13 protein-coding genes are annotated in these 16,542 nt (G+C 65.4%); 7 read left to right on the plus strand and 6 right to left on the minus strand.

Annotation, left to right across the window (positions count from 1 at the left end; genetic code table 11):
* Positions 1-501: 501 nt before the first annotated feature.
* The 3 genes from gltD to ACPGXI_RS02725 form a co-directional block, all read right to left on the minus strand.
* Positions 502-1,965, minus strand: a complete 1,464-nt coding sequence (gene gltD / locus ACPGXI_RS02715) for a glutamate synthase small subunit (RefSeq protein WP_526649540.1) — start codon at positions 1,963-1,965, stop codon at positions 502-504.
* The gene (gltB, locus tag ACPGXI_RS02720; RefSeq protein ID WP_526649542.1) at positions 1,958-6,595 is read right to left on the minus strand and encodes a glutamate synthase large subunit; all 4,638 of its coding nucleotides are present in this window, start codon (positions 6,593-6,595) and stop codon (positions 1,958-1,960) included. The genes gltD and gltB overlap by 8 nt, the downstream gene beginning before the upstream one ends.
* A 679-nt stretch (positions 6,596-7,274) precedes the next feature.
* The gene (locus ACPGXI_RS02725) at positions 7,275-8,186 is read right to left on the minus strand and encodes a DNA-3-methyladenine glycosylase family protein (RefSeq protein WP_526649544.1); all 912 of its coding nucleotides are present in this window, start codon (positions 8,184-8,186) and stop codon (positions 7,275-7,277) included.
* 84 nt (positions 8,187-8,270) lie between these two features.
* Between ACPGXI_RS02725 and ACPGXI_RS02730 the strand changes: the two genes are divergently transcribed.
* A complete protein-coding gene (locus tag ACPGXI_RS02730) occupies positions 8,271-8,744 on the plus strand; it encodes an SRPBCC family protein (protein WP_526649546.1) in 474 nt (157 codons plus the stop codon).
* 99 nt (positions 8,745-8,843) lie between these two features.
* Entirely contained in the window at positions 8,844-10,133 is a 1,290-nt protein-coding gene (locus ACPGXI_RS02735) for an MFS transporter (RefSeq protein WP_526649548.1), read from the plus strand.
* Between the two features lie 25 nt (positions 10,134-10,158).
* Here ACPGXI_RS02735 and ACPGXI_RS02740 read toward each other — a convergent pair whose 3' ends face one another.
* Positions 10,159-10,662, minus strand: a complete 504-nt coding sequence (locus ACPGXI_RS02740; protein ID WP_526649550.1) for a nuclear transport factor 2 family protein — start codon at positions 10,660-10,662, stop codon at positions 10,159-10,161.
* 87 nt (positions 10,663-10,749) lie between these two features.
* On the opposite strand from ACPGXI_RS02740, the gene msrB reads away from it, so the two are divergent.
* Positions 10,750-11,256, plus strand: coding sequence for a peptide-methionine (R)-S-oxide reductase MsrB (gene msrB, locus ACPGXI_RS02745; protein ID WP_526649552.1), 507 nt, complete (start codon positions 10,750-10,752; stop codon positions 11,254-11,256).
* A complete protein-coding gene (msrA, locus tag ACPGXI_RS02750) occupies positions 11,253-11,762 on the plus strand; it encodes a peptide-methionine (S)-S-oxide reductase MsrA (RefSeq protein ID WP_526649554.1) in 510 nt (169 codons plus the stop codon). The genes msrB and msrA overlap by 4 nt, the downstream gene beginning before the upstream one ends.
* Here the strand turns inward: msrA and ACPGXI_RS02755 are convergent.
* Positions 11,739-13,049: a cytochrome P450 gene (locus ACPGXI_RS02755; protein WP_526649612.1), complete on the minus strand. Its 1,311-nt coding sequence runs from the start codon at positions 13,047-13,049 to the stop codon at positions 11,739-11,741. The two genes, msrA and ACPGXI_RS02755, sit on opposite strands and share 24 nt — an antisense overlap.
* 204 nt (positions 13,050-13,253) lie before the next feature.
* On the opposite strand from ACPGXI_RS02755, the gene ACPGXI_RS02760 reads away from it, so the two are divergent.
* Positions 13,254-13,847, plus strand: a complete 594-nt coding sequence (locus ACPGXI_RS02760) for a TetR/AcrR family transcriptional regulator (protein ID WP_526649556.1) — start codon at positions 13,254-13,256, stop codon at positions 13,845-13,847.
* 3 nt (positions 13,848-13,850) lie between these two features.
* Here the strand turns inward: ACPGXI_RS02760 and ACPGXI_RS02765 are convergent, their stop codons facing one another.
* Entirely contained in the window at positions 13,851-14,420 is a 570-nt protein-coding gene (locus tag ACPGXI_RS02765; protein WP_526649558.1) for a TetR family transcriptional regulator, read from the minus strand.
* Positions 14,421-14,474: 54 nt separating this feature from the next.
* On the opposite strand from ACPGXI_RS02765, the gene ACPGXI_RS02770 reads away from it, so the two are divergent.
* Positions 14,475-15,143: a class I SAM-dependent methyltransferase gene (locus tag ACPGXI_RS02770; protein ID WP_526649560.1), complete on the plus strand. Its 669-nt coding sequence runs from the start codon at positions 14,475-14,477 to the stop codon at positions 15,141-15,143.
* A 139-nt stretch (positions 15,144-15,282) separates the two neighbouring features.
* Complete coding sequence (locus tag ACPGXI_RS02775) at positions 15,283-16,539, plus strand: HNH endonuclease signature motif containing protein (RefSeq protein WP_526649562.1); 1,257 nt, start codon at positions 15,283-15,285, stop codon at positions 16,537-16,539.
* Positions 16,540-16,542 lie beyond the last annotated feature (3 nt).

The following is a 16,542-nucleotide window of genomic DNA, read 5'->3' on the forward strand; positions in this document are numbered from 1 at the left end:
CGTTGCGGCTCCACCATCCTGGAGCGGTCGGCCGGGAAAATAGCCGCATTGGGCGCAGGGACAACGCTCGGCGAACACCTCAAGCGGATGCCAGCTAAGCAAACACGAAGTAGCACGCCCCCGGCGGGGCGGCGCCCGTCAGCCGAGGGGTTCTCTAGACGCCGTAGCGGAGGAGCTCGTCCGCGGTGATCAACCGTTCGGCCTTGGCCGGAAACTCCCGACTCTTGACCGGGTGACGGAATAACAACCAGGCCATACGCCCTGCCCGGTACCGGGAAATCGCGTTGATATACACGGTGACTACTCCTGCGGTGTTCCAATAGCTGGACCGGGGGCCACTTTACCGCAGCGCCCTCGCCAAGTCATTAGATACCTCGTCGCTGGCAAACTGCTGGAGGCTCGCCGACTAATGGTCAGATGTTTTTATTGCGGCCCAAGTGACTGCTGTTACTGGCTTCGCGCAAGCGCTCATCGGCCGCTGTCTGCTCTTCGCGCAAGCGCTCATCGCTGCGGCACCTCGGTGGGTTTGATCGGCGACGGCAGCGCCGTCCGGCCCATGAGGTACCGGTCCACCGCGGCGGCCGCGGCGCGACCCTCAGCGATCGCCCAGACGATCAGGGACTGACCCCGTCCCATATCGCCGGCCACGTACACGCCGGGCACCGACGTCGCGAAGACATCGTCGCGCGCGACATTGCCGCGTTCATTGAGCTCAACGCGGAGGTCGGCCAACAGACCTTCGGGCTCGGGTCCGGTGAAGCCCATGGCCAACAGCACGAGTTCGGCCGCGAGTTGGAAGTCAGTGCCGTCGACCTTCTCGAACTTCCCGGCCCTCATCTCGACCTCGTGACCACGCAGGCCAGTCACACCACCCTCACCCAGGAACTGCTCGGTGTTCACCGAGTAGACCCGCTCGCCGCCCTCCTCGTGTGCCGAGGAGACCCGGTACATCAGCGGATAGGTCGGCCACGGCGTCGAATCGGCCCGCGTCTCCGGCGGTCGCGGCATGATCTCGAACTGGTGCACGCTGGCCGCACCCTGTCGGTGCGCGGTGCCCAGACAGTCTGCGCCGGTGTCGCCGCCGCCGATGATGACGACGTTCTTGCCGTTCGCGGTGATCGGCGGCTGCCCGTGCTCATCAGCTACCGAATCACCCAACTGGACCCGGTTTGCCCACGGCAAGTACTCCATAGCCTGATGGATGCCGTCGAGTTCGCGGCCTGGAATAGGAAGATCCCGGGCTGCGGTCGCGCCGCCCGCAAGCACGATGGCATCGAAACCGGACCGCAACTCCGCAGCGGTGACATCGACGCCGACGTTCACCCCGGGGCGGAATTCGGTTCCTTCGGCGCGCATCTGATCGAGGCGCCGGTCGATGTGGCGCTTCTCCATCTTGAATTCCGGTATGCCGTAACGCAGCAGGCCGCCGATGCGATCGTCGCGCTCGAACACCGTGACGGTATGCCCGGCGCGGGTCAGCTGCTGAGCCGCCGCCAGACCCGCGGGTCCGGATCCCACCACAGCGACGGTCTTGCCGGTCAGCCGGCCGGGCGGCAATGGCACCACCCAGCCCTCGCTGAAGGCGTTGTCGATGATCTCCACCTCGACCTGCTTGATGGTCACCGGATCCTGATTGATGCCGAGCACGCAGGATCCCTCGCACGGAGCCGGACACAACCGACCGGTGAACTCCGGGAAATTGTTGGTCGCGTGCAACCGCTCGATGGCATCGTGCCAGCGACCGTTACGCACCTGGTCGTTCCACTCCGGGATGAGATTCCCCAATGGGCATCCGTTGTGGCAGAACGGGATGCCGCAGTCCATGCAGCGGCTCGCCTGTTCCTTGAGGGTGTCGTGGGAGAAGTCCTCGTAGACCTCTTTCCAGTCCCGCAAGCGCAGATCGACCGGCCGCCGCGGAGGCGTCTCGCGGTCAGTGTGCTTCATGAAGCCGCGCGGATCAGCCACTTGCGGCCGCCATGATCGCCTCGTCGATCTCGTTCGCGTCCGCGCCGCGCCGTTCGGCCTCGGCGATCGCCTGCAACACCCGCTTGTAGTCGCGCGGCATCACTTTCTTGAAGTGGCGCATCTCTGACTCCGATCCGTCCCATCCTGCCAGAATCCGTTGCCCTACTGCCGAATCCGTAGCATCGACGTGAGCCTGGATGGTGTCGCGCAGCCACACGGCGTCTTCGGAGTCCGCGTCGTCGAGCGCTTCGATATCCACCATCTCGGCGTTCAGATTGTCGGCCAGCGCTCCGTTGGGGTCGTAGACATAGCCGACGCCGCCGGACATGCCCGCCGCGAAGTTTCTGCCGGTCGGACCGAGGATGACGACCCTGCCGCCGGTCATGTACTCACATCCGTGGTCCCCGACCCCCTCGACGACCGCATGAGCGCCCGAGTTCCGCACCGCGAACCGCTCGCCTACCTGACCGCGCAGGAACATCCGGCCGCCGGTGGCCCCGAACAGGATCACATTTCCGGCGATGATGTTGTCCTCGGCCACATAGCCTTCGGGAGCAGCGGCGGGGGGCCGGATGACAACCTGTCCCCCGGACAGACCCTTGCCGACGTAGTCGTTGGCGTCGCCGTACACACGCAGCGTGATGCCGTTGGGAACGAACGCTCCGAAACTGTTGCCCGCCGAACCCTCGAAAGTGATGTCGATCGTGCCCTCCGGAAGGCCCGCACCGCCATAGGCTTTCGTGACTTCGTGGCCCAGCATCGTGCCGACCGTCCGATTGACGTTGGTGATGGTCGTTGTGAATCGCACCGCCGCGCCGGTGTCGAGGGCCTCTCGACACTGCGCGATCAGTTGCTGGTCGAGCGCCTTGTCCAAGCCGTGGTCTTGGCGCGAGCTGCAATATAAATCCTGATTCATGAATGCCGACTCAGGCTCGTACAACACCGGTTCCAGGTCCAACTTGTGGGCTTTCCAGTGCCGGGCGGCTTGAACGGTGTCAAGCGTCCCGACCTGTCCGACCATCTCGTTGACAGTCCGGAAGCCTAGCTGGGCCATCAACTCCCGGACTTCCTCGGCGATGAACAGGAAGAAATTCTCCACGAATTCCGGCTGGGCGTCGAACCGTTCGCGCAGTAGCGGGTTCTGGGTGGCCACGCCGACCGGGCAGGTGTCCAGGTGACAGACCCGCATCATGATGCAGCCGGCCACCACCAACGGCGCTGTAGCGAAGCCGAACTCCTCGGCCCCGAGCAGTGCGGCGACGACGACGTCCCGCCCGGTCTTGAGCTGTCCGTCGACCTGAACCACAATGCGGTCCCGTAAACCGTTGAGCAGCAAGGTCTGCTGGGTCTCTGCCAGCCCGAGCTCCCACGGAGCCCCCGCATGCTTCTGCGACGTGAGCGGAGTGGCGCCCGTGCCCCCGTCGTGACCGGAGATCAGTACCACGTCGGCATGGGCCTTGGAGACGCCGGCCGCCACCGTCCCGACGCCGTTCTCGCTCACCAGCTTCACGTGCACACGAGCCTGCGGGTTGGCATTCTTCAGATCGTGGATCAGCTGTGCGAGATCCTCGATCGAGTAGATGTCGTGATGGGGTGGCGGAGATATCAGGCCTACCCCTGGGGTGGAATGGCGCACCTCGGCCACCCACGGGTAAACCTTGTGGCTCGGAAGCTGTCCGCCCTCACCAGGTTTGGCGCCCTGGGCCATCTTGATCTGGATGTCGGTGCAGTTCGACAAATAGTTGCTGGTGACGCCGAATCGGCCGGAGGCGACCTGCTTGATGGCACTGCGTCGCCAGTCGCCGTTCTTGTCGCGGCCAAATCGCGAGACGGACTCACCGCCCTCACCCGAATTGGACCGTCCGCCGAGACGGTTCATCGCGATGGCGAGGGTCTCGTGGGCTTCGGCGGAGATCGAGCCGTAGCTCATCGCTCCGGTCGAGAACCGTGTGACGATCTCACTGGCGGGCTCGACCTCGTCGATTGGCACGGGCGGGCGGTTGGTATCAGCACTGCCGCGGAACTTGAGCAGCCCGCGCAGCGAGGCGATGCGCTCGCTCTGATCGTCGACCAGGGCGGTGTACTCCTTGAAGATCGAGTACTGCCCGGTGCGTGTCGAATGCTGCAGCTTGAACACCGTGTCCGGGTTGAACAGGTGATACTCCCCCTCGCGGCGCCATTGATACTCACCGCCGACCTCGAGCTCGCGATGCGCCCGTTCGTCCGGCCGGTCCAGGTGGGCCAGCGCGTGCCGAGCGGCGACGTCGTTGGCGATGTCGTCCAGATCGATGCCACCGACCGCACAGGACAGGCCGGTGAAGAACTCGTCGAGCACCGACTGGCTGATACCGACGGCCTGGAACAGCTGCGCGCCGGTGTAGGACGCCAACGTGGAGATACCCATCTTCGACATCACCTTGAGCACACCCTTGCCCGCGGCCTTGACGTAGTTGGCCTTGGCTTGGTCACTGGTCAAGCCGCTGGATCCGCCGGTAATCACTCCTCGGTCGACCATGTCCTCGATGGACTCGAAGGCCATGTAGGGATTGATCGCGGCGGCGCCGAAACCGACCAGGCACGCCATGTGATGGACCTCGCGGGCATCACCGGCCTCGACCACCAGGCCGACCTGGGTGCGGGTGCGTTCGCGAACCAGGTGGTGGTGCACGGTAGACACGCTGAGCAGCGAGGGAATCGGGGCGAATTGCTCGTTGGACTCTCGGTCGGACAGCACGATGATGCGCGCGCCGTCGCGGATTGCCGCCGACACCTTCGCGCGAACGTTTTCCAGCGCCTCTCTGAGGCCTTGTCCACCACGGTTCACCGGGTATAGACAGCGCACCACCGCGGCCCGCAGCCCGTGCTTGTGGCCCCGGATCTGATGGTCGGGATCGACACAGATGAGCTTCGAAAGCTCCGCATTGCGCAGGATCGGCTGCGGCAACATGATCTGCCTGCACGACTCAGCGCCGGGATTGAGCAGGTCGCCCTCCGGTCCCACGGTGCCTGAAAGACTGGTGACGACCTCTTCGCGGATCGCATCCAGCGGCGGGTTGGTCACCTGGGCGAACAACTGCTGGAAGTAGTCGTAAAGCATCCGCGGGCGCGCCGAGAGCACCGCGACCGGGGTGTCGGTACCCATCGACCCCAACGCTTCGACCCCGGTGCGCGCCATCGGCGCGACCAGCAGATTCAGCTCCTCGTAGGTATAGCCGAAAGCTTGCTGGCGGAAAACGACCCGATGGTGCGGCATCCGCACGTAGTCACCCGCGGGTAGCTCGTTGACATGGAACAGACCCGCGTCGAGCCACTCGCGGTACGGCTGCTCGCCGGCCAACTCGGCCTTGATCTCCTCGTCGGAGACGATCCGGCCCTGCGCCGTGTCGACGAGGAACATGCGCCCGGGCTGCAGCCGCATCTTCTTGACGACGGTGGCCGGATCGAGGTCGAGCACACCGGCCTCCGACGCCATCACCACCAAACCGTCCCTGGTCACCCAGATACGAGACGGGCGAAGTCCGTTGCGGTCGAGGACCGCCCCGATGACGGTTCCGTCGGTGAAGCACACCGAAGCCGGCCCGTCCCACGGCTCCATCAACGACGCGTGGTATTCGTAAAACGCCCGGCGGGCGGGGTCCATCGATTCGTGGCGCTCCCAGGCCTCCGGAATCATCATCAACACGGCGTGCGGCAGACTGCGGCCGCCCAGATGCAGCAACTCGAGCACCTCATCGAAGCGGGCGGTGTCCGAGGCCCCCGGCGTGCAGACGGGGACGATCTGCTCGAGATCATCGCCGCCGAAGACGGACGTCTTGATCAGTGCTTCCCGCGCCCGCATCCAGTTCTCGTTGCCGGTCACAGTATTGATCTCACCGTTGTGCGCGACCCGGCGGAAGGGGTGCGCCAATGGCCAGGACGGGAAGGTGTTGGTGGAGAACCGCGAGTGCACGATGCCCAGCGCACTGGTGAGCCGCTCGTCCTGAAGGTCGAGGTAGAACGTCCGCAGCTGGGGTGTGGTCAACATCCCCTTGTAGACGAACGTCTGGCCGGAAAGACTTGGGAAATAGACTGTTTCGCGGCCCGGCCCGTCTTGACCAGGCCCCTTGGTGCCGAGCTCATGCTCGGCACGTTTGCGCACCACGTAGGCGCGCCGCTCCAGTTCCATCCCCGACGCCCCCGCCATGAACACTTGCCGAAAGGTCGGCATCGCGTCGCGGGCCAGCGCGCCCAGGGAGGAGTCGTCGGTTGGCACGTCGCGCCAGCCCAGCACGTACAGACCCTGGGCCTCGGCTATCTTCTCCACTGATTCGCACGCGGCGGCGGCGTCCTTGGAGGATTGCGGCAAGAACGCTATGCCGGTGGCGTAACTGCCGGGATCAGGCAGCTCGAATCCCTCTTTCTCGCACACGGCGCGAAAGTATTCGTCGGGCACCTGCAGCAAGATGCCGGCGCCATCGCCGGTGTTCGGCTCTGCGCCCTGCGCACCCCGGTGTTCGAGATTCAGGAGCGCGGTGATGGCCTTGTCGACGATGTCGCGGCTGCGGCGACCGTGCATGTCTGCCACCATCGCCACGCCGCACGCATCGTGCTCGAACGCGGGGTCGTATAGCCCTTGACGACTGGGCGCCATTCCCACCTACCCTTTTCTTGCACGTGCCCCCGCGGAGCGGTACGGACGGCAACCGTTGACGAGAGCGCTAGCCGGTCTGGCGATGGAGATCCCTTCGTGCTGCACCGAACGACGGATCTTTTCCCACTCGCCACAAGTGCTGAAACGATATGACAAAGGGCCCCTGACATGCCAACTTAGTCCAAGCTAATCAGGTTCGCCCGGCCACCCGCGACCTAAAGGCGCCGCCCCCCGGGTCACGGTCGAATAACGTTGCCGCGGTGCTTCTTTCGCGATGGCAGCGAACGACGCCAGTCGCTGGGGAACAGATCACGCGTTGCGCCGACCTTTACTCAATATTTGCCGTGCGCCCCATTTGCCCCCGTGTACTGCGGTGATACATCTTTGGAAGTTTGCGAGAAAGCTTAGTTGGATTCTTAGAAATCCGCTGGAGCAGACTCCCGGCCCCGTTGCCGCACCTGGTTCACAATCGGCATCGGCACCGTCTCGTATTCGGCTGCCCGCCAGGGGTTTTACCTGGACGAAACCGAACAGTGTCGGTACCAGAATGTCGTTACCGGAATGTCCGTACCAGATTGTCCCTGCCCGACGGTGGAGTTTGTCCCCCAGCCCGGTTGGGTCAACGACATCGGCGGAGGGGGCCGACCGCCGCCTGCCCCACCGTCGGCCGGCGCGGACGTTACATTTGGGCAAGATTTGGAATCGGCAAGCGCGGTCCGAAACGTGGATTGATCGCCAAGCCACTGGCTTCTAGTAACCGCACCGCCCGGTGCCGATGCGGACGCATGGGCTTGAGCAACTCGACCATCTGCGCGTCGTCGATCGGGTGCCCGAGCAGGCTCCAACCCACCATCTTGGCGAGATGGTAGTCGCCCACCGATAGCGCGTCGGCGTCGCCGAAGGCTCGCTGCACCGTCTCGGCGGCCGTCCACTCCCCAACGCCCGGCAGCGACATCAACCCCGTGCGGGCGGCATCGGCCGAGCGGAGGGCCAACCTCTCCAGAGCGTCGGCGCGCTGGGCGCACCCCACTAGGGTGCGGGCCCGGCCGGGATCGACATTGGCGCGTTGGAACTCCCATGACGGAATGCGCCGCCAGGCACCCGCCGACGGCGGCACCCTCAGGTGAGCGGGCGCCGGTCCCGGCGCCGGCGCGCCGTAGCGGGTCACCAGCCTGAGCCAGGCTCGATGCGCATCGCTGCCGTAGACGCGCTGCTCCAGCACCGCGGGGATCAACGCCTCCAGCACCCGCCCGGTGCGACCGAGCCGCAAATGTGGGACGCGACGGTGGGCGGCGGCGATGGTCGGCTCCGCGGGCCGGAACCCGGTCGCATCGTCGTCCGCACCCAACAGCGCGGGCAGCATCTCGGTGAATTCCGCGGCGCCGGGCCCCCACGCTTCGCAGTCAACCGCGTCGGGCGCGCCCCGACTGATCCGTGCGGTGACCGGTCCGCTGACCAGCAGGCTGGTGCGCCAGATCGCTCCGTCCGCGGCGTCGTGATAGCAGGGGTCCCGTCTGCCCCGCCGCAACGGTGACAACGTCAGACCAGGACTGGCGGGCCCAGAAAAAACCACGCTGGCCGAGCGGTGCACGCCGCCAGCCTAGGCCGCCTCGCAAGTCTCACCTGAACTGGCAGCCTCAGGCCCCGCGTCCCACTCGACCGATAACATTTGGTCATGACCCCACCAGCAGCCCCTGACTCGCACGGATCCGTGGCTGTTGTCGCCGACCCGGCCGCGGTCTACGCGCTGATCACCGATTTGGACATACTGTCGTCGCTGGCCGAAGAAGCCGAGATGATGCAGTGGCGCAAGGGTGACGCGGCCAGCCCCGGTGCGGTGTTCTCCGGGCGCAACCGCAACGGTTCGCATACGTGGACCACGAAGTGCACGGTGACCGTCGCTGATCCGGGCAGGGCGTTCGCGTTCGACGTCCATAGCGCAGGAATCCTCCCAATCTCCCACTGGCGCTACGATATCGAACCGACCAGCCAGGGTTGCACCGTCACCGAATCAACATGGGACCGCCGCCCCCGGTGGTTCCGCAAACCCGCCAAGATGGCCACCGGTGTCAGCGATCGCAACAAAGCGAACGCCGAGCACATCAAGCTCACCCTAGAGCGGCTCAAGGGGCGCGCCGAAGCCGGTTAGGGCGACCGTCCGGCAATCCGGCAGGCCACCTTGCCGACCGCCCAGCGATGCGCGACAAGAGCGGTGACCGGCCCACACCAGAACGCCTACGGTGGAGACGTGACCAGCGAGGTGAACGGGACACCGGGCGTCACTCCCCAGTTCGACTGGTCGCCGTGGCGCAGCAGCCTGGTTTTCGGCACCGCTGCGTTGTTCGTTTTCTTCCAGATGGTGCTGCAGACCTTCCCCAGTGTCATGCGAGAAGGTTTGGTCGTCGATCTTTCGCTGAACGAAGCGGGATTCGGCGGACTTTCCTCCAGCTTCTACTATCCCTACATCTTGTTGCAGATCCCGGCGGGAATCCTGGTGTCGCGCTTCGGCGCACGGTCCGTGCTCATCTCCGGAGCGCTCCTCTGTACGGTGGCATCGTTTCTTTTTGCCATGTCGCACACGGCCAGTGCCGCCGAATTGACCCGCATCCTGATGGGCCTGGGGGCTGCGCCCACCGTTGTGTGCACGATGGCTCTGGCAGCCCAATGGTTTCCCACCCGCTTCTTCCCGATCTTGGCGGCGCTGACCGAGGTGTTCGGCATGACCGGCGCGGCCCTGGGCCAGGAAACCCTCGGCTTCATCGTCGAGCATGCCGGATGGCGTGTCGCGATGATCACCTGCGGTGCGTTCTCGGCGCTCCTACTCGTTCTGATCGTCGCGTTCGTCCGAAACCGGAATGTCAGTGGCAAAGCCGGCGATGAGCATTGGCCCCGACCCACCGCGATCGGCCGGTTACTCATTTCCTGGCCAGTACTCGCCCCCGCACTGGCAGGCGGCTTGGTCGCGGCCACCGGCGTGTCCTTCGCATGGCTGTGGGGCGTGTCCTATTTTCAGGCGCACCACGGCCTGAGTCTGTCGGCGGCATCGGTCACCGCGTCCTTCTATTTTTGGGGATGCCTTCCCGGCATGCTGGGTTCTGCCTGGTTGTGCTCCCGGTACCGGATACCTGCGCGACTGCTTGCTGTGGGGGCCGCCGGGACGGCCGCCATGATGGGCCTCATCCTGTTCGTGTTGCATGGCCAAGCGGTGGTGTCCGCGGCGATGTTCGTTCTGGGAGTGTTCAATTCGTTCTACGCCTTGTCTTTCACCATGGTGAAGGACAAAGCTCCGACGCAGCTTTCCGGAGTGGCGATGGGCCTGACCAATATGCTGATCGTGGGCATCGGAGGGTTGATCTTCCAACCGCTGATCGGGGTTCTCGCGCACGCGCGCGGGCAGGACGTGCCCGACGCCGCGACGCTGAGCGTGACCATCGTCGCGCCACTCCTGGCGCTGCTGATCCTGGCGGCCGCCGGCATAGGGAAAGCGAGAAAGCGCGGACGGGCCCCGCAGGCACCGGCGAGAAAGCGCACTGGCTGATTACCGCTGCTCTTACCCGGCGTCCCTACCAACCAGGGCCGTATTTCGCCATCCACTCGGCCGCGACGTCGGGCAGCGTGCCGAGTTCCCGCGCCTTCTTGCACCACTTCACCGTCGCCGCCACGAACCGCAAGGGGTTGTAGACGTCCTCCTGGCGACACCACTTCCCGTCACCGGCATAAGTGACAATCGAGATATTGGTGGCGCTGATGATGGTGCCGTCCCCCGGGTCACGCATCGGATTGTCGAGTTCGCAGATGACGCGCGCGGTGTCCTCGTCGTAGACGCTCCACAGCGACGGGAACGCCGTCATGTAGCTACCCGGGAAAGTCTCCATCGTCCGCCAGATCCAGGGCCGCACCTCCTCGCGGCCGTGCATCGTGCCCGCAGCATGCTCGACGTAGGTCACGTCATCGGTGTAATGGTCAACCCACGGATCCCAGTTCCGGGTCTGCGCCGCACGGTCGACCGTCTTCTCGAACTCGGCGAACGCCGAGGCAAGCTCATCCCGGGTGAAAGTGTGGGCCATCACGTCTGAAACTAGAACACGTTCTACCAACGCTTGTCGAGGCGCGCCACCGGATTAAGACCGCCGCTCCCGCGGTTATACCGACACATGACGCAGCGATACAACAAGAATCCCGCGGCCGTCGATGCCCTCTCCCCCGAGCAGTACTACGTCACCCAGGAGAATGGCACCGAGCGCCCCTTCACCGGCGAGTACTGGGACAACCACGAGCCGGGAATCTATGTCGACGTGGTGTCGGGGGAGCCGCTCTTCGCCTCGATCGACAAATTCGACAGCGGCACGGGCTGGCCGAGTTTCACCAGGCCCATTCGAGAGCCCGACGGGGCTGACACCGAGGGCAACGTCGTTTCCAAGCGCGACTTCAAACTCTTGATGCCGCGTACCGAGGTCCGCTCGGCGCACGGTGACAGCCACCTCGGTCATGTGTTCAAGGACGGTCCCCGAGCCCAGGGCGGCCTGCGTTACTGCATCAACTCAGCGGCGTTGCGCTTCATCCACCTCGACGAGCTGGCCGAACAGGGGTATGCAGAGTACGAGGGACTGTTTAGGCGGTCGGATGGGTTTGTGAAGTCGGAGGGAAAGGAACAACAGTGAGCGATGACAGGCGGGCGATTCTGGCCGGCGGCTGCTTCTGGGGCATGCAGGACCTGATCCGCAAGCAGCCCGGCGTGATTTCCACCCGGGTCGGATACACGGGCGGAAAGAACGACCATCCGACCTACCGTAAGCACCCCGGCCATGCTGAGGCGATTGAGATCGTCTACGACCCGGCGCGCACCGATTACCGGGCCCTACTTGAGTTCTTCTTCCAGATCCACGATCCGACCACCACGGACCGTCAGGGAAACGACGTCGGGACGAGCTACCGCTCGGAGATCTTCTACGTCGATGACGAGCAGCGTCGTACCGCGCTGGACACCATCGCCGACGTCAATTCCTCCGGATTGTGGCCCGGCAAGGTTGTCACCGCGGTCAGCCCGGCACCGGAGTTCTGGGACGCCGAACCCGAACACCAGGATTACCTGGAGCGCAACCCCGGTGGGTACACCTGCCACTTCCCCCGCCCGGGCTGGAAGCTACCCAAGCGCGCCGAAGTCTGATTCGCCCGCGCGGCGGTGCACGACAACGCGACCGCCGGCCTTGGGGGTGTAGGCAACACCCCGGGAGTGCGGCTTCTCCCCGGGGGCGTTGGTTGTTCCTATCACGAAGTGCCGCAACACTGTTCTGAGTACGACATCCATCTCGACGTTGGCGAACGCCGCTCCGACGCAACGGCGGGTACCGCCGCCGAACGGGATGTGCGCGAAGGTATTCGGCCGCTGGCCGATGAATCGCTGCGGATCGAATCGGTCCGGATCAGGGAACTCCTGCATGCGGTGGTGTACCTGTGAGATCGCGACGACGATCGAGCATCCCTGCGGGATGACCCATTCCCCGAGTTCGAAAGTCGGGGCGTACACGTGCCTTCCAGCGAAATCGATAATCGTGCGCGACCGCTGAATCTCCAGGATGGTGGCCTGCCGGTACTCGTTGCCGTCGGTGTCGGCTTCGGCCGCAAGCCTGGCCAGCACCTCGGGATGTCGGCTGATGCGCTCGAACGCCCACCCGAGGGTGGCGGCGGTGGTTTCATGGCCGGCGGCCAGCAACGTGAGCAGTTCGTCGCCGATGTCACGGCGCGACATCGTCGAGCCGTCCTCATAGGTGCTACGCAGCAGCAGCGCGAGAATGTCGTCCCGCTTCTCGAGGTCCGGATCGGCTTGCACCGCGTCGATGAGCCGACCGATGACCTCATCGTAACTGCGCCGATAGGCCGCCAGGCGCCCCCACGGACTGAACCGTCCGTAGGTGCTCCTCGGGGTCGGCAGCACCGTCAATCGGGAACCGAGCGTGACCCAGGGTGGGATGATCCGCCGCAATTCGTCCAGATGTGCGCCGTCGGCTCCGAACACTGTCCGCAGGATGGCGTTCAGCGTGATGCGCATCATCGGCTCGAGGGTCTCGAACTCTCGTCCCTCGGGCCAACTCGCAGCCTCACGCAGCGTCTCCTCCTCGAAGATCGCTTCGTAGTTCTTGATGCTCTTCCCATGAAACGACGGGCTGAGTAACTTGCGTCGGCGCCGATGGTCTTTGCCGTCGAGGGCGAATACCGAACCCGAGCCCAGCAATCGCGACAGGTTGGGCTGGATGTTGCCGACGTCGTCGGTGTTGGCCATGAACAACTGCTTGGCCAGCGCCGGATCGGCGACGACCACTGTTCGTCCGAAGACGGGCAGGGTGAGCGTGAAGACCTCGCCGTACCGCCGAGCGATCTGGGCGATGGTCCACTTCCGCGAGATGGCAAAGCCAAGCGCCGGAAGGAACGCGGGGATACGTGGTGTGGGCGGCATGCGCACCGGCCGCGTCGGCGCCTCGGCTTCCCTCGTCGCGTCGCCCGACACTGCGTCGGGGGCGGCCTGACGTGGCGGCACGATCGCTGCTTCGCTCATCGGGTTCTCCCGGTCGATCGGTTGGTACTAGGGTGTACCGAAGCTACTTCCGGTACGGTACCGCTAAGTACCACAGCGCCGCAAGGGGAAGGACGTGGTTGTGGAATGACACCTCCGATACTCACGTCCGTTGCCGAGCGCCTGCTGGACGGCCTGGCCTCATCGATCGGTGAACGGGGCTACCGGGAAACCACCGTCGCCGACATCGTGCGACACGCTCGGACATCCAAACGCACGTTCTACGAGCAATTCGCCGGCAAGGAAGAGTGCCTGGTCGAGCTGCTCCGCCGGAACAACGCCGATCTGATAGCCGGCATTCAAACCACGGTCGACGGTGAGGCCGACTGGCGGATCCAGATCCGTCAAGCGGTCAACGCCTACGTCAATCACATCGAGGCGCGCCCCGCGGTCACCCTGAGCTGGATCCGAGAAGCTCCCGCTCTCGGTGCTGTGGCACGGCCGCTACACCGGCTGGCTATGGACCACCTGACCGACATGCTGATCACCCTCACCGAAAGCCCCGGATTCCGCCGCGCGCAGCTTGCGCCGATCTCACCGCCCATGGCCCTGATCCTTCTCGGCGGTTTGCGCGAACTCACCGCGCTGCTGGTCGAGGACGGAGGCGAGGTGGGCGCGATCGTGGAACCAGCCGTCGCGGCCGCCACGGCAATCCTGGGCCGGGGTGACGGCCCCCGGTAAGGGTCAGCCCAGCATCAGGCGTGCTGACTTCTCCAGCTTCTGCGCAATCTCCTGATAGGAGGCGTAACCCATGCCCACGCGCACCAAGGCGCCTGAATAGAGCATCTCCAGCGAGTCGAGGACATCGGGGTCGGAGTCGGGACCGAGCGCCGCGGCGAGCCGAGCGCGGATATCGCGCGCGATACGCAGTCTCAGCACTTCGACGTCCGGATCCTTGGCCAGCAGGGCAGTGGTCACCGCGCCGGCGAACTCGGGCTCATCGGCGACGAGCAGTGAGATGTGTCCAAGGACCTCGATCACCTTGGCGGCCCGGTCACCGGTCGCGTAGGCGGTGCCTGGCGAGCCGGCGAGCCGGCGCCAGAACACCTCGGCGACCAGATGCTCTTTGGACGAAAAGTACGTATACGCCGTAGCGGCGCCGACGCCTGCCTCTGCGGCCACCCGCCGCACGGTCAACCCCGCGAAGCCCTCACGCCCGAGCACGTCGACCGCGCTGCGGCCCAACCGGTCCACGGTGTCTGCTTGCCTGGCGGTCAAGCGGCGCCGAGTCGACTCCAAGGCCGGATCGGACACATGTCCGGACGCTACTACAACCAGCAGGTGCCAGCAACGGTAAGTTGAGCCCCGATGAACCCCTCCGACGATGAGCTGCCAGTGGCTGCGGCCACCCTGTTCGACCTCGCCGAACGGGTCACCGGCTTCATGCCCGCCGACGAGGGGCGCGCCCTCTACGACACCGCCGTTAACTATCTCGGGAACGGCTTCGGGGTTGAGATCGGCACCTACTGTGGCAAGTCGACGGTGCTGCTGGGCGCGGCCGCCAGGCAGACCGGCGGTCTCGTCTACACCGTCGACCACCATCACGGTTCAGAGGAACACCAAGCCGGCTGGGAGTACCACGACACCACGATGGTCGACCAGGCCACCGGCTTGTTCGACACCCTCCCCACGCTGCGTCACACACTGGACGCCGCCGGGCTCGACGAACACGTCGTGGCCATCGTCGGACGGTCATCCGTGGTGGCCCGAGGCTGGCGAACGCCATTGCGGTTCTTGTTCATCGACGGCGGACACACCGAGGAGGCCGCCAACCGAGACTTCGACGGCTGGGTCCGGTGGATTGAAGTCGGTGGTGCGCTGGTCATCCACGACGTCTTTCCCGATCCTTCGGAAGGCGGCCAGGCGCCGTTTCACATCTACCGTCGGGCCCTGGATACCGGCGATTTCCTCGAAGTGCAGGCGATCGGTTCAATGCGTGTGCTCGAGCGGGTTTCGGGGCAGCCTGGCGTTGTCTAGGAGGCCACTGGCCTCGATCGCTCGTGAAGCGGTGCGTTGACGCGGCTTGCAATGCCTGGAAGCTCAGTGGTGCTGTGCTGGTCGGTGGAGTTGGTCGCGGTCAGCGATCAATGTCGGACCCCTGCGCAAGGATGAGGTCATGTCCTCGACCGCAACCTCTTTGGCCGCTGAGGCGCGCCCCGGTGAGCGGGTTGAGGTGTTGTTCGCCGAGTTGGCCGAGTTGGCCGGTCAGCGCAACGCAATCGACGGGCGCGTGGTGGAAATCGCCGCCGAGTTGGACCGCGACGAGCTGTGGGGCGCCACCGGTGCCCGGTCGGTCGCGGCGCTGGTGGCCTGGAAGCTGGGGGCGTCATCGCACAACGCGAACACGATCGCGACCGTCGCGCACCGGCTCGAGGAGTTCCCCAGCTGCGTCGACGGTTTGCGGAACGGCCGGCTGTCGCTGGATCAGGTCGGTGTCATCGCCGGCCGGGCGGCCGAGGGCTCTGATGAGCACTACGCGCAGCTGGCTGCCAGCGCCACGGTCAGCCAGCTGCGCACCGCGGTCAAGCTCGAACCGCGACCCGAACCTGATCCGCGCCCCGAACCGCAACCGCAGCGGTCCATCACCAAGACCGGTGACGAGGAATCGACATCGTGGCGGATCACGCTTCCGCACCCCGAGGCCGCAATCTTCGACGCCGCCCTGGCCTCTCATCAAGAGGCGCTCGTCGCCGACTGGAAACGCGACCACGACAACGGTGCTGGGGCCTGCGAGCAGGCGCCGCCGTTTCCCACCACCGTCGATGCGTTCATCAGCCTTATCGAGGCCGGTTGGGATAGCGAGGTGGCCCGACGACCGCACGGGCAACGCACCACGGCGGTGATGCACGTCGATGTCGGGGACAAGATCGCCTCGCTGCATCTGGGTCCCTTGCTGTCCGACGACGAGCGCCGTTCACTGCTCTGTGATGCCACCTGCGAAGTCTGGTTCGAACGTCACGGCCAGGTCATCGGTTCAGGGCGGTCCACCCGGACGGTCAGCCGCCGGCTGCGCCGCGTCCTCGAGCGCCGCGACCAGTGCTGCGTGGTTCCCGGGTGTGGCGCCACCCGCGGACTGCACGCACACCACATCCGCCACTGGGAAGACGGCGGCCCCACCGAGCTCGCCAATCTCGTCCTGGTGTGTCCCTACCACCACCGGGCCCACCACCGCGGCGTCATCACCATCACCGGACCCGCCGACCATCTCAGCGTCACCGACACCACCGGCCACCCCTTGAGTGGCGGGTCATTGGCCCGCCCACCGAACGAACCCCCACCGGCGGTCGCGCCCTATACGAGCCCTACCGGCGAACGCGCCGACTGGTGGTGGTATCCGCCCTTCCAGCCGCAACCACCACCATCGACCAACTAGCCG

The organism is Mycobacterium sp. (assembly GCF_049608025.1).
In the GTDB taxonomy this organism is placed as follows: Bacteria; Actinomycetota; Actinomycetes; order Mycobacteriales; family Mycobacteriaceae; genus Mycobacterium.